This window comes from Acinetobacter sp. SwsAc5 (assembly GCF_013391485.1).
GTDB lineage: Bacteria > Pseudomonadota > Gammaproteobacteria > Pseudomonadales > Moraxellaceae > Acinetobacter > Acinetobacter towneri.
The window spans coordinates 1-14,775 of record NZ_JACAXD010000041.1 but is presented as its reverse complement, the minus strand read 5'-3'; the positions used below and the strand labels follow the sequence as shown (position 1 = coordinate 14,775).

Genomic DNA, 14,775 nt, shown 5'->3' with positions numbered 1-14,775 from the left:
TCGCAAGAGATGCGATGGATGTCTGATTATTTGTAGTCATAAATTTAAGTCCCCACTTGTTTCTAAGTGGGGACTAAATTAAGGCTTATAGGATGAATTCAGAAGGTGTGTTCAGCGGACGCTTACATATAAAAAAATCTAATTTGCAAACAAGACGTATTGAGTAAAAATATAAGTAATTGAATATTAATGATAAAATATGTGAGGGTATGGCAGATTAGTAAGAAAACTATAATATTTGTGTTCAGATATTAGAAATTAAAAATAAAATAATTATAAAATTCAAAGGCTTATTTTTTTACTCTATTTAGGAAACTCCGGAATTAAGTCGACCACTTACCCAAGTTACGCCTTAAATTTGGCTCAATTAGGGGCGCTTTGCATTTCAAATCTTTGTGCAACAAAGCCAATTTAAACTAATTCTAACTGTTCGGCTTCTTCTGTAACTTCAATATCTTCAGCAGCAGAATTTTCAAATTCATCATTTAACCAACGCTGTAATAAACTACGCATTCTTGAGCTTGGTACATAAATATTGATTGGGTTACCTTCACGAATAGCAGAACGCCATATCCATTGGACCATCTCAGATAGAGCGAATACATCTTCCTTAACAGGGAATCCCTTCATAGCTGAAGCTTTAACAACCATTGGATTTGGATATAGGTTCATCAAGTAAGCTAAGTTGGTTTTGTCTTTGTATTCGTTAGTTGCCTTTGTATTGAAGGCTAACCATTCTTCTTTATAGCGTGATCCAGCAATTGCTGAATGTGCTTCTTTAAATGAAGTCCAAAGTCTATCTGACTTTTTCGCTTTAACATGGTTACGGAAATAGTTATCAAGATTTTTTGACAACTGCTCACATAAAGCTTTCTTATTTGATTTGAATTGGCTTGAACTCAATGCTGTAGTTTTAGTACCAATCTCATTAATAAACTTGTTATCTGAAATAGTGACTAAATGCTTAATTTGAGAAGGCTTGTTACCAAAACGGATCAGTTCATACTCAACGCCATACGATTTCAAATACGCTGACATTTGAGAGCCTTCAAACATATAAGTAGCAATCCAGACTTCTTTAAAAGATCTCAGTGTGTCGATACTCAATTCCCAAACAATCAGCTTCTGGTCCACATACAAGAGCTGACCGAGATCACACATTGTTGCTAGGTTTTCATATTTCGTACCTGTCGGGTCACCACCGTTATCACCATACTTTTCACGGTTGAAACGAAGAGTGACAGCATCATCATCAACATGAATCCAACCTAAACGGAAAAGAGCTTCTAACTCTGTAGATGAATGCTCTGTATATACATCATAGACTTGAATTGTTTCGTCAATAATCAGTACATAGTCTTTCGCATCATCCAACATATTTGGTGTTAGGTTCATAAAGAGCTGATGTGTACTGACTACGTTTTCTTTGTTCTTTAACAGGTATTGCAAGCTTTCAGCTTTATTTCCACCCTTATAGCTTGGATGCTTGAAACGTCTTTCCTTCAAAGGAGCATCATCTAAATATGCGTAATGAACGCTTGTATCGTCTTCTGTGGTAATTAAAGGACGTTTTAATACATCTTCAAGATCGTATGTTGTACCTGAAATACGATGGCATTCATCAAGTAATGGAGTGATGTAAAGAAAGTTCTGGTCTTTTTCTGCTGTTCTAATGTTTTCTATAATTTGAGTAGTCTTACCGCTACCCATCATTGCATCATAAACTTTAAACACTGTGCTTATTTTTCCTATTTGCACGTTTTATTATCCTCATTGCATATTGTTGTAATGGAAGACTGTTCTCCCCTCTTGAGACAGATTATATTATCTCAAGACAGATAATGTCAACAACTTGTCTTGTGGCTCTATTTTTGTCTTGAATTGCTTTATTTGTCTAGCTAAACACTTGTTTTGTTTTTAAATTTAAAACTGTGGATAAGTAAGACAGATTTCAGTCTTAATTGATCTTAGGTTTTATACGGCTTTCGCTGCAATTCGATACTCAAATTACAGTGAATTTATAAAGGAAAATTTAAAGGCTGTAGACAAAACCTTGTCTTAGACATTTTATAACTACTTGTTTTTAAAAATGAAAAAAGCAAAAACCTTAAAACAAAAATGTACGGATTCTAGGTACACATAAGCGCACACAGACATAGCACCTAAAGCCTATTTACTGACCGCCCTCTGTTCCTTCCATTACTGTAGCTATTGCATACAGTCGGTTGGTTGCTCAAACATTTACTTCAGCATAGCTTCGTTGTTACTCGCTATACTTCGTAAAGTTTCGAGCTGAGGTCCATTCTTTTATAACTCAATGTTTTCAACTGATTTTGAAGGAAGCTTAAAAAGTCTTATAAAATAAGGCTAGACAAAACCTTGTCTTGGGACTATCAAAAAAGTCAATCTTTTAGGGCTTTTTTTAACTTGAATGGTAATCCTCCCATAAATAACCGAAGTTAAAAGTAGAGGTTAAGCAGCCCTTAGAGGTGGCTTTCCTTTGTTAGCTTGATGTGGTCTTTCATGGTTGTAATGCCACAACCAGTTTGTTGCATAATCTTGTACTTCATCCAAAGTATCAAATAAATGCTTGCTCAGCCAACTATAACGTATGGTCCGATTATAGCGTTCAATATACGCATTCTGCTGTGGCTTACCCGGTTGAATATATTCAATACGAATACCGTGCTCAGTAGCCCAGCGCACAAATTCGTGACTGATAAATTCGGGACCATTATCGCATCGGATCACTAACGGTTTTTCTCTCCACTCCAGCAATTGATTCAACGTACGAATAACCCTGATTGTGGGCAATGAGAACCCTGCTTCAATGGCTAGGCCTTCGCGGCGGTAATCATCAATCACATTCAATAATCGAAACTTGCGACCATCGGAAAGCTGATCATGCATAAAATCTAATGACCAAACCTGATTTTCTCGGATTGGTTCTTTCAATGGTTCAGGCGCATGCCGTTTTAGTCTTCTTCTCGGTTTAATACGCAGATTCAGTGCCAACTCACAGTAAATGCGGTAAACCCGCTTGTGATTCCAGCAGCAACTCTCAACATGCCGTAAATACGAGAAGCACAAACCAAAGCCCCAATCGGAATTTTCCTCAGTGAGTTCAATGAGCTGTTCAGCAATGAGTGCATTGTCATCGCTGAGTTTGGCTTGATAGCGGTAGCAGGTTTCACTAATGCCAAATGCTTTACAAGCCAAACGAATACTAATGGCATGCTGGGCAACTGCCTGTTGTGCCATCTTACGCTGGCAAGATGGCTTTACCCTTGCGCAGCAGTGCTGCTCATTGCCATCGCTTCCTGGATGATTTCGGCCTTTAATCGCTCTTCCGCATACATCTTTTTAAGTCTGGTATTTTCGGCTTCTAGCTCTTTCAGTCGAGCCATTAATGATGTATCCATACCACCATATTTGGCACGCCATTTATAAAAGGTAGCATTACTCATGCCGTGTTCACGGCAAAGGGTCGCTACAGGTGTGCCAGATTCTGCCTGTTTCAAGATGGACATGATCTGACTGTCAGTAAATTTAGATGTTTTCATGCAGAATCTCCTGCTCGTATCTTAAGAGAAAATTCTACTTTTAGATCCTATTATTTTTAGGGGGGATTACCCAGCCCATCGCTACTTTTTTGGTAGCTGATTACAATATCAATATGCTTTTGTCTTCTACAAAGCGTGGTGTAATCTGGAGCTATCCAATTTAATCCGCAAAGTTTAATCAGACTTTGCACAAAGCCAGTGACCATACGTAAAGACAGACGGAATAAGGATTTAATCATTAAGCAGCATTGGATGGCTGCGTCGGAGTAGGTTTGATTTCGCCCTTGTTTGCCTTTTGATGGCGCATACCATTGCGTAGCAGGATCAAACCAAATGGCAATATTTCCGCGACTCATGAGTGCTCGGTTATATGCGGGCCAATTGGTTGTGCGGTAGATTTTGTGTGTAGGCTTCTTCATTTGAAAATTATATCGCTGAAAAAGCCTTTACAGATAGGTTTGTGCAACAAAGCCTTACGACGATCACACTCAGCTATGCATTCACCTTGCTGATTTTATTGCTACATACAACTTCGACCGCAGACTCAAAACACTCAGGGGCCTGACTCCCTACGAATTCATCTGCAAACAGTGGATAGATGAACCTGAACTTTTTAAGATTGATCCGATCCATCAAATGCCGGGACTAAACAAAAGAAAAAAAAGGCTTTTAGTTTTTTAAATTTCCACTGTGGAAATTTAAAAATATTTTTTTAATTTTTAAAATTATGCTAATATAAATTTAATTTTTATATATTTAATCCATGACAATATACGTAATTGCCAATCAGAAAGGTGGCGTTGGAAAGACCACACTCTCAACCAATTTAGCTGTTGCTCTGAGCAAAAAAGGTCAGACTATTCTTGTAGATGGAGATGATCAACAATCCTCTATAAAATGGAGTAAACGTAGAACACAAGACTCGATTACAACCATTTCGCTCAAAGATAATTTAAAAGAAGAACTACAACAGTTAAAAAATAATAATAAATATATTGTATTGGATGTTGCAGGACGTGATTCAGCTGAGTTTCGTTCAGCATTATTAATAGCAGATGTTCTTATTATTCCAACGCAACCTAGTCAAACAGATATCGAAGTGCTGCCATTTGTGCTTAGATTGGTAAATGCTGCTAAGCAAGTAAATAAGAAATTAGAAACTTTTGTAGTCTTAAATAAAGCACCAACCAATACCAAATCTACAGAAATTGATGCTGCTTTAGAGTTGCTACAACAAGTCAAGTCTGTGAAAACACTAAATACCATTGTGCGTGATCGCAAACAATTTCGCGATGCAATGATCGAAGGAAAATCAGTATTAGAAATGGGTAGTAGTAAAGCAAAAGATGAATTAAATGAATTTTTGGTGGAGATCCTGTAATGGCGAAAAAACCACTCATTGTCGATTTTGATGATGCCTTTGAAATGGAACAAGCATTTATTAATGCAGCAGGAACAGGCAAAGTTGCATTGGTATCATCGACTGAAAATAATATTGTTGATCTACCTATAGAGCTTATTGACTTCTCAGAGCATCAACCTCGCATTATTACAGACAAAGTTTTACAAGATGTTGAAAAGCTTGCCAAAAGTATTGAAACGAATGGGCAAATTTATCCGATTGTTGTGATCAAAAAAGAAGAAACATATGAGCTTGTTGGTGGAGAAAAAAGGTTTCGAGCTGTTCGTGATGTATTAAAACATAAGACTATTCGTGCAATTATTCGAGATGATAAATCTACAGAAAAGACAGCTTTAATTTCATTGATTGACAATTTACATCGGTCAAATCTTAGTGATTTTGAATTAGTCAATGCTATACAAAAACACTGCGATGAGTTTGGTTATACTATACAAAATATAGAATTTATTACTCAAAAATATCAATTAGATCAATCTAAATACTTTAGATTAATGAGCTTTTATAAACTGCCAAACTATATAAAAGAAGATCTAAAAATCCACCCCAAAGCGATTTCAGGTGCAACCGCACAACAATTGTTAACTGAATTAAATAAACTGGTTTTAAAGTTTAACCATCAACTAGTTGAAGATACCACGTTAACCATATGGAAAAAGTACCTAAATGAATTTACAGAAACAAATCGTCCATCAAAAAAATTCATTTATCAAATAGAAAAAGCATTAACGGTACAAGAGACAGCTAAAAAACAAGATCAAAGCATCGAAAAAGCCTCTCTAGTAAACAAAATGATCTTAAAAAATAAAGATGGTCTTAAATTTGGTTCGATTAAGATCGAGAAAAGTCTCAATGGGAAAACAGTCCTAAATATTCGCACCAGTTTAAATGCTGAATTTAATCAAGAAAAGATTGAAAAGTTAGAAGAATTTCTTGCCGGTTTAGATGACCACCCATAAAAATTATAAATTTCCACTGTGGAAATTTATAATTGAGTATCCAATATTTTTTTAAATATTGGGTACTGCTATTTATCATACATATTGAATTAAAAAGTGTTAAAGGGAAAAATGCTTACCAGAACGGTAACTGATCTTCTGATGGATCTAAAATTTCATCCATATCAGAATCAACAATATTTTTATCTTCATGATCTGCCTTTTTAGGCTTAACAGATTCTGTTGAGCCTAAGTTGTAAATTTAAAAATTAGCCATTTCAACAGTATTGAGTTTATACAGCCAGTATCAGCTGAGATGGTTACGATAGAAAAAAATTGGAAATGCAAAAAAAATCACTTGAAGTCCTGACCAAGTTAAGTGCAGTTTTGATATTAGATTTACCAGATTTTATTCGACATTTTATCTTGAATCTTAAAAACAAGCTGGATGCTTATATCAAAAGAATTCTTAACAAGGGTGAAAAATCCCATAAAGGTGTTGATGAATTTGAAATTCTAAAATGGTTAATCCATAAAATTTCTTTAGATTTGGAACAGGTTCCAAAGCACAAACATAAAGAGGTACATGCTGTTCTATTTACATGTTTTTTTACTCAATTGTCCGATACCTTAGGTTTGCCATTATCACGGTATATGAAGGTGGGAAAAAATCCGCAGCGTTGTGTTCAATTGAGTGCAAGCACTTATAAAAAATACTTTGGCCTGAATAAAGACTTGAAGCTCAAGTTCGAACGAAACCTGAATATCAATTTTTACCCTGAAAAATTATGGTAGCTTTATGAGCCAAACTGATGAATTGTCAGCTGACAAGCAAATTAAACTATTGGAAGAATGGGTCAATCAACCCCTGAGTGTAAAAAAACAAATTTTGAATCAGCTCTTGGCGCAAGATCAGCAGGCACTGGAATTGTATGTTGCTGCTCACGATATCCATGTGGTGATTAAAGACAATCGGATGGTGACACAAAAGAAATTATTGGCAGGCTTAACTCAATGGGCTAAAAGTGCATCTATAGGAGAACTAAGCGACCAACAAAAAGCAGCATTCATCTATTCATATCTTTTGACTGCAGTCTTGTGCGAAATGCTGAAGGGAATCATCTTGTTAGAGCCTCAGATTACAAGGGATGAAAAGGATGAAAAAAAGGTTATTCTAAATAATTGTAAAAACAACAATAAAATCAATACAGTATCTTATAATTTAAAACTTCTTTTGCAAAAGCAGTTTTCTCACGCTGAGGAAAATAAACAACTGTATGCAAACATCACGCAAAAACTCCAGGGGATGGATGAATTTAATGCCAATGAGTTAAAAACTTTTTTAGAGAGCAAAACAATAAAAAACGATTTTGAACAGCTTAATCTCGGCCGCCATATTCAACAATTCATTATTGTTTGTAATGAACTCATCAATAGTAGGTTAAATTCATCGTCAATCAATGTTCAGACTTTAATCGACAACATTCAAAAGCGCATGACCCGCACACCTCATTCTGGCATATCTTCGTTTGATGTGGAGAATGATGATAAGGAACAGGATACAGAGGCCAATCTTGTCGATCCTGAACAGGATGAGATCGCCAAGCGGGTGAAGGGGAGTTTCTCTGATGACAAACAGAAACAGCTCGAAAAGCAAGCTAAGCGAATTCAGCGACGTGACTTAGCCTGTAAAACTAATCCGCTTTATCTGAAACCCAGTTTATTAACTGAGGTATATCAGCGATTGCACGAGTGTTATCAAGAAAATACGAAAAATGATGCATATCAATCGGCTTTAGCTGTGTGTGGTCTGATGTGTCTCTTGACCGGTCTGAGTCCAACGGTCTTTCAAAAGATCAAGTATTTGATTGGTATTGGTAGAGTTAAAAAAAAATCAGTCAAAAAAGTCATCCATTATTATTGGGTGATCGATCCTAAGTTGAATGCCAATCATTCCGGTGCCATGCAAGATAAAGCACAGCGTTATAATCGGGCCTTAACCCTAGAATGGCGCATACCAGCACCCTGGATCACCAGTTTAGAGGCTTTAGAGGAACCTGAATTTTGTGTGATTGAGTACAATAATTTTTTGCGGGAAGTCTTTAAAGAGCATCAGATTGGTGAAATCACCTGCGGGATGTTAGAGCGACAAATCTATTTCCATCTGGATATGGAGACTGGTGATAACCTAGTCGCACACTTATTGGCTAATCGAGATACTCATCATATCGTGCAATGGAACTATGAAGGGCGTCAGATCGATCAAATCGACCAGCATTTTCAAGGCTATATTAATGTTCTATTAGACCGTAGAAAAGGTGATCCATGGATTGAGAATGAACACCCTGGCCATATTTTTCATCGTGAGGAACGTATTGGTAGTCAGCGATGCTGGACTGTAGAGGCCGCGAGTGAATTTTTTAATCAGCTTTATCATTTTGTCAAAAACACATTAGCCAATACTCAAGCGAATCTGATCGAGAAGCTGAATGCTTACAGCATTTGGATGTGGCATCTTTCCTTAATCTGCCTGACGGTACGTCCAATAGTCGGCATGCCGGGGTTACTCAAACATTACGATCCTAAGGCACAACTGCTTTATGTGCATGATAAAAAAACTGATTCACGAAAAGTAGGACGTCCTGTTCCTGTTACAGGTTACTGGCAGGATCATTTCAATGCATATCGAAAATATCTGACGCAAACCATCGAGACACTCGGGATAACTAGTTTTAAAGTGAAATTGGAAAATGATGGTTTTATGCTCTATGTCATCTCACATCCTCGGATCAAGTCCCAAAAAGGTCAGGTGAATCTTGCGGAAGTCGTGGAGCATTTGGAGTTACAGCCCATGTCTGCTGATTTTGTCACGAATTACCTTAAAGAGACCGTGCAGATTTATAAAAACTGGCCAAGGCATTTCACTAAAAATCATCTCGCCTTGAGTGGTGACATTCACAATACGCTATATACCCATGATAAGCAAAGCATGGGATTCAGTCACATTTCTGGATTAAGCCCTTATTTCTACAAACACGACATTCAGCAGCAAGTTAAAAGCTTGCTCAACAAACTAGAAATCGCAAAGCTTGAAGTGCTTTAAAGGACCATCTTGTGCTTGATACATCACTCGTTACGCAATTAGAAAATGCCATTAAAAAAGAAATCGCCGACATTTTTAAGGAAATTTCTCAGCTGATCACTGCTACATACACAGATGTAAATTCTGACCTTGCTCAAATTGATTTTAAGTGGCTGGATCAGCAAATTCTGGACAAGTTTACTCTCTATAGAGCAGTTTTAGAGCAGCTCTGCCAAATATCCAAATTTAAGGACAATGCTGTAGATTACCTTCAATTCTGTTTTAAACAAGTGAAACGGATTTGTAACGAGAAAAACCAGCAGTGGCAAAAGGATTACCCTTCCTATGCCGAGAGCTATGAGATTAAGTTGCCCGATTGGATAGTCTACACACCTAAACGTCTAGACAACGTTTTTTCAGGACGAAAGTTACAGCAGGGTACTATGCTCGTCGAGGTAAAAGAAAAACTGTATGTGAATTGGGCGGATTATCTCAAACAACAAACTCAAGGTATCCTCTTAGACTCTACGGCTAAAGAGCAACAAAAATTAGTGAATACCTTGTTTGAATGTCTGTGTATTTCATTAATTTTTGATCAGGGATGCATGCAACCTGAACGACTGATAGCCATTCATGATGCGATTTTTCATATGAACCTGGATAGTGGCTTGCTTCCGATCTATTCAGATGCCGAAAAGGATCAAAAGGCTTATGTCTTTTCATACACGTTGCCCTCGACAAAGTATGGCAACATCTATCGTCAGGATGGCGAAGAAGAGGCGGAGTTATGGCAAACCCAAAACATTTATTTCAATGCCTTTGCGATGCTATGTTATCGACGGATTCAGCAACTACTCAATGGACCGCAAGGGTATGTATTACAAAGCACTTCGCCATTGCTGTACTGGGAAAAAGAACAGAGTGAAATTGAAACGGGGAATCAGCCTGAAGCCTTACTGCTAGAAAAACTTAAAATCCATTTAAACATTGTACTGAATATGGCGGAGGAGGGGGACTCTAGAAAAGCACGTGAGGATCAGCAGCCATTTACACAGCTTAATCACGTGAAGCTATTTTTAAAAGGCTTGGAAAAGACCGGTTTTGCCATTTTTAAGCATATGGATTATGTCTTGTGGCAAGAGATTCCTAATCTGGATGTGTTAAGTACCAGTGTACTGAACAATCAGATCATCACTTCGCCTTTAATCTATGAGCAGTATACACAGCTCTATGATCAACCCGATTGCTGGAAAACTATTCAAGCTAGAATCAAAAATCTTGAAAAAAAGCCTCAAGTCTTAGACTTGGAGATGCCTACAGTTACAGTCAAAACATTTCATGATCGACGAACCGGTCAACGTCATGAGCTGAAATCCTGGCTTTTATCTTTTCATCAGGATATCAAACCCAAACAGCTTGCGGATCAACTCCAAAAAAGCATCCAAAAATCTGAGGACTATAAATCTGCGTATGAGGCTGGAAATGGCGAGTACCTAGATTATGTAGTGGCTATTGCACATTTACGCGTGTGTCAGTGGTTAGAAAACGAATTTGCTTATCATGGGAAAGCAGCGATTAAAGTCTCAACAATCAAGCGTTACTATAGTAGTTTTGTGCTTGACCTACTTTGTTATGTTCTAGAACAGCAGATCAATCTAGATACAGACACTGAAGAGCAGTTTGAGGAAATGTATCGCACGATTGTTGAAGAAAAACTGCTGAATGATCAGAAAAATCATAAAACGACCGCACAAACCAACAACAATAAAAAATACAATACCTCGGGTTATGCCTTTGATCGGCTGAAAGCCTTTCACCAATACTTAGTCAAGAATCATCGTGCACCGATTGTGCAATATTTATATGAACGTCAAAGTGACGGTTTATTTTTAAAAACCAGACTCATTAGTCCGCAGATGTTTCAATTGATGATACGGATTCTTAGAGAATACCCAGAAGCTTTGGGTCTGACTGAGCAGGATGCAACCTGTCTAGAATGGGTCTATACATTGGCATTTAGACTGGGCTTGCGTATTGATGAAGCTGCCGGGATCTGTATCGATGATTTTGTATCTCCGCAGTTACGAAAACATCCTGACAATCGACAGCTCTATTATGTGTTTGAATCCGCTTTAGATCAGCAGAAAGACGATCGATCTCACCATAAAATGAGAAAAACAATGGGTGATATTGATGATCTCACCCTTAGGATTCGTCTAAATTCTGAGCGTGATCTGAAAAGTGATAATGCCACGCGTCAGTTTGATTTAGCTTATTTTTTAGCACCGGACGAGTTCACAGGATTTTGTCGCTTTTATCAAAACCAGTTACCTGGCTCTAAAGCGACTGCAGCAGTCTGCAATAGAAAAATCAAACAGCTCTTTATGCTGGGTGAACAACCTTTATCCAGTACAAATTTATCAAAAATTACCCAGTTGCTGTTTAATACTGTATTAGGGACAAACGATCATCAATATACCTTTCACGCTTTCAGGCATAGTACCGCTTCACATTTGGCTATCCTTTTAAAAGGCAGCATAGCACTGGTACGTTGTTTTACTGACTATGATTCCGAGTTTGGGCGTAAGCTTAAAAAGCACATTTTACCCAATATGAAGGATGCTTCATCGCGTAGTGCCCAAGCCTGGTCTCGACTTGCGCATCTGATGGGGCATGAAGACATTCGGATCACTGCAAGACATTATCTGCATCATCTGAATATCCTGATTGCTGACATGTTTTATCAAGCAAACCGTGAATATTCACCTCAATTGATCAAGGCATTATTAGGCGATAGTCAGTTGATGCATCGCGATTTCAAGGTTAAATTTCAGTCGAATGAAAGAGATATTTTAAAATTGATGAAGAAGATTCATTCACACACAGAAAATAATTCTCAAACTGCTGCATTAAAGAGCAAGAAAAAGCAGAAGCAGCCTCAACAACAGGACGTATTTTTATACCGTGAAACGTTTCTAGACGAATACCGGAAGTGGCGGGAAAAAAAAGAAAAAGCAACGATCGATCCTGAAGTATTGAAATTCATTCAATCGATCAGCCAGCCGTTTTCTCTCTATACAAGTCACGTCAAAAATGATGCTAATCATGAGGATCTTATCGGTTTTACTTGGAAGAAAATGGTGACATGGTCTAATCACTATGAGATTGAGCAACCTTTTAACTTAAATAAAAATGTAACCCAAAAAGATCTTAAACATTTTTTTGATTGTTTAGAAAATAAAATTTCACTTGAAAAAGATCGTCCTATTTTGAACTTTAAGGCATCATCTAAAAATGACTTGATTGACTATCAAAGATTCTTAGATTTTATCTATAAACTTTATTCAAAAGATTCAGATAATTTTGAATGGGATGAATATAATCCGAGTGAATTTAATAATGTAAAAAAGGGCGAGGTGAAAATAAAAAAATATAAAATATGGAATAAAAAAGATAATAATTTTATTCAAAAGATGCTGTTGCAAAGCGTCTTTTACAAGATGAAAGAGTGCCGAGAGTATCAAAAAAGAGTGCTCAAGGGTTCTATCTGAGGTTGAGCATATGAACGGAAATTTATCAAAAAAAATACATTGAAAACATATGGATATTGTTTTTAATTTTACAGCTTGATTTTTCTGAGTATTGGCTTTGCAGATAATCAGTTTTTTAGCGCTCAAAAATGGGGTAATTAAGGGTGAAAATCCAACCCCGGGTTTTAGGTTTTTTGAGTGTTTTTTAGCCTAAAAAACAGCATTGTTGAGACGCAAGACAATAATCACGCTACGTTAAAATTAATTGAAATATTATTGATATAAATAATACCTTTTGTTGTTAATAAAATAATAAATTAAAAGCGATTTAATATGAAATTGAGTGTTGTTTTAAATTAATTGGAGAATCAGTTTTAAATAATGTAACCCTCTATTTTGGGTTGATTTTTTGGTTTTTAACCAAATAAAAAGTACGTTTTTTCATATTATGTTGATAATTTTTAATCAATTTTATACATTGCTGAAGATAGAAACTGTATTTAAGTTGAATTAATCTGTTTTGATGAGTTAATGCTCATAAATGAAAATTCCTTATTCTAGCCTTTAGTGGCTTTGTTGCACAAAGCTATTCTTGAGGGCTTCTTTAGCAATATAATTTCCAGATGAAGAAGCCTGCACCTAAAACTTACCGTACAACCAATTGGTCCTCGTATAACCAAGCTTTAATCAAGCGAGGAAATATTTCAATCTGGTTTGATCCTAAGACCCAATGGTATGCACAACCACAAGGCAAGCACGGACGAAATCAAACTTATTCCGATACAGCGATTCAATGCTGTTTAATGATCAAATCTCTATTCCGTCTTTCTTTACGTATGGTCACTGGCTTTGCTCAAAGCCTGATTAAACTCTGTGGCTGAGCAGCCCCGAATATCAGTGATATTCGTACTCCACCCTCTGTAGACGACAAAAGCATATTGATATTGCGATAAGCTATCAGAAAAGTCGTGATGGGTTACACCTACTCGTCGACTCTACGGGTTTAAAATTTTTAGGTGAAGGTGAATGGAAGCGTAAGAAACATCAGCCTGAATACCGTCGGCAATGGCGTAAACTGCATATTGGTATAGATGCTGAAACACTGCAAATACGTGCCGTTCAGCTTACGACAAATAATGTCAGTGATTCACAAGAACTAGGTGATTTACTGGATCAAATCCCACCAAATGAGCGAATAGATTCTGTCTATACCGATGGGGCGTACGACACGAAGTGCTGCAGACAAGTGATTTCAGATCGTCAAGCACATGCAGTAATTCCACCCAGGAAGAATGCCAAGCCCTGGAAAGATTCTAAAATCAGTTCAATAGAACGAAATGAGTTACTTCAAACGGTTAAGCATTTAGGCAGAACCCTATGGAAAAAATGGTCGGGCTATCACCGTCGCAGTTTGGTGGAAACCAAGATGCATTGCATCAAATTATTAGGAGATAAGCTGACGGCAAGACATTTTCAAAGTCAGGTCAATGAAGTTCATGCGCGTGTGGCAGTTCTGAATAGATTTACGGAATTAGGTAGACCTCACACCCAAGTTGTCACTTAAATTTGAATGGATTGGGGAAAACTCAGCTTTTGAATGTTTATGCAACAAAGCCGCCTTTAGTTAAAACTGCTAATCATAAATATTCTAAAAATAGCCTAAGCTTAATAAGTGGTTCAAAAGGGGCCCAGGCCTTTGCTTTGTCAAAATCTGATTTGCCAAGCAAAGGCCTGGGAATCCGCGAATTTGATTTTTTGTTTTAATAATCCTCAATATTTTAATTTATTGAGGTCCTTTCATAGAATTAATGAGTAAAAAAAGTCTAATTTGGTTTGACCAAAGAAAAAGATACAAATATGATTATTACATTACAGCAAAATCTGTAATCGGGCGTGGAAACCCGCATCTCAACGTGCTAAAGAGTCACTTTTAGTGGCTCTTTTGTGTCTGCATGGCAATGCTTTATGGCAGGCCAAGTAGGGCAGTCTATGACTGGCCGTTTCGTTGAGCGGTATTTCCACCCCTATTTGGTTTGCCACCATCTCGTGGAAAAGATGTTGGCAAATTTCACATTGATCAACGAGATTACAATATGAAAAATATCATTTTAAAAGGGCTTTGTTGCACAAACCTATCTGTAAAGGCTTTTTCAGCGATATAATTTTCAAATGAAGAAGCCTACACACAAAATCTACCGTACAACCAATTGGCCCGCATATAACCGAGCACTCATGAGTCGCG

The 14,775-nt window shown here is 37.1% G+C and carries 6 protein-coding genes and 4 pseudogenes; 7 read left to right on the top strand and 3 right to left on the bottom strand.

Going from position 1 to position 14,775, the window contains the following annotated elements:
• Positions 1–411: 411 nt before the first annotated feature.
• The 3 genes and pseudogenes from HYG89_RS15125 to HYG89_RS15115 all read right to left on the bottom strand — a co-directional run.
• Complete coding sequence (locus HYG89_RS15125; protein ID WP_178868253.1) at positions 412–1,758, bottom strand: hypothetical protein; 1,347 nt, start codon at positions 1,756–1,758, stop codon at positions 412–414.
• Positions 1,759–2,472: 714 nt separating this feature from the next.
• Positions 2,473–3,563, bottom strand: a pseudogene (locus HYG89_RS15120) (IS3 family transposase).
• A 71-nt stretch (positions 3,564–3,634) separates the two neighbouring features.
• Positions 3,635–3,982, bottom strand: a pseudogene (locus HYG89_RS15115) (transposase); the annotation flags it as partial.
• 55 nt (positions 3,983–4,037) lie between these two features.
• Here HYG89_RS15115 and HYG89_RS15110 point away from each other — a divergent pair.
• The 7 genes and pseudogenes from HYG89_RS15110 to HYG89_RS15080 form a co-directional block, all read left to right on the top strand.
• Positions 4,038–4,244, top strand: a pseudogene (locus HYG89_RS15110) (hypothetical protein); the annotation flags it as partial.
• A gap of 82 nt (positions 4,245–4,326) precedes the next feature.
• Positions 4,327–4,944 (top strand): AAA family ATPase, encoded by a 618-nt coding sequence (locus tag HYG89_RS15105; protein WP_000158575.1) that lies wholly within the window; start codon positions 4,327–4,329, stop codon positions 4,942–4,944.
• Positions 4,944–5,942, top strand: a complete 999-nt coding sequence (locus HYG89_RS15100; protein ID WP_178868251.1) for a ParB/RepB/Spo0J family partition protein — start codon at positions 4,944–4,946, stop codon at positions 5,940–5,942. The genes HYG89_RS15105 and HYG89_RS15100 overlap by 1 nt, the downstream gene beginning before the upstream one ends.
• A 321-nt stretch (positions 5,943–6,263) precedes the next feature.
• Positions 6,264–6,716, top strand: a complete 453-nt coding sequence (locus tag HYG89_RS15095; protein ID WP_108676034.1) for a transporter — start codon at positions 6,264–6,266, stop codon at positions 6,714–6,716.
• A gap of 4 nt (positions 6,717–6,720) precedes the next feature.
• A complete protein-coding gene (locus HYG89_RS15090) occupies positions 6,721–9,024 on the top strand; it encodes a hypothetical protein (protein ID WP_178868249.1) in 2,304 nt (767 codons plus the stop codon).
• 11 nt (positions 9,025–9,035) lie between these two features.
• Positions 9,036–12,554, top strand: coding sequence for a hypothetical protein (locus tag HYG89_RS15085; RefSeq protein ID WP_178868247.1), 3,519 nt, complete (start codon positions 9,036–9,038; stop codon positions 12,552–12,554).
• Positions 12,555–13,156: 602 nt separating this feature from the next.
• Positions 13,157–14,097 (top strand): annotated as a pseudogene (locus HYG89_RS15080) (IS5 family transposase).
• The last annotated feature ends 678 nt before the right edge of the window (positions 14,098–14,775 follow it).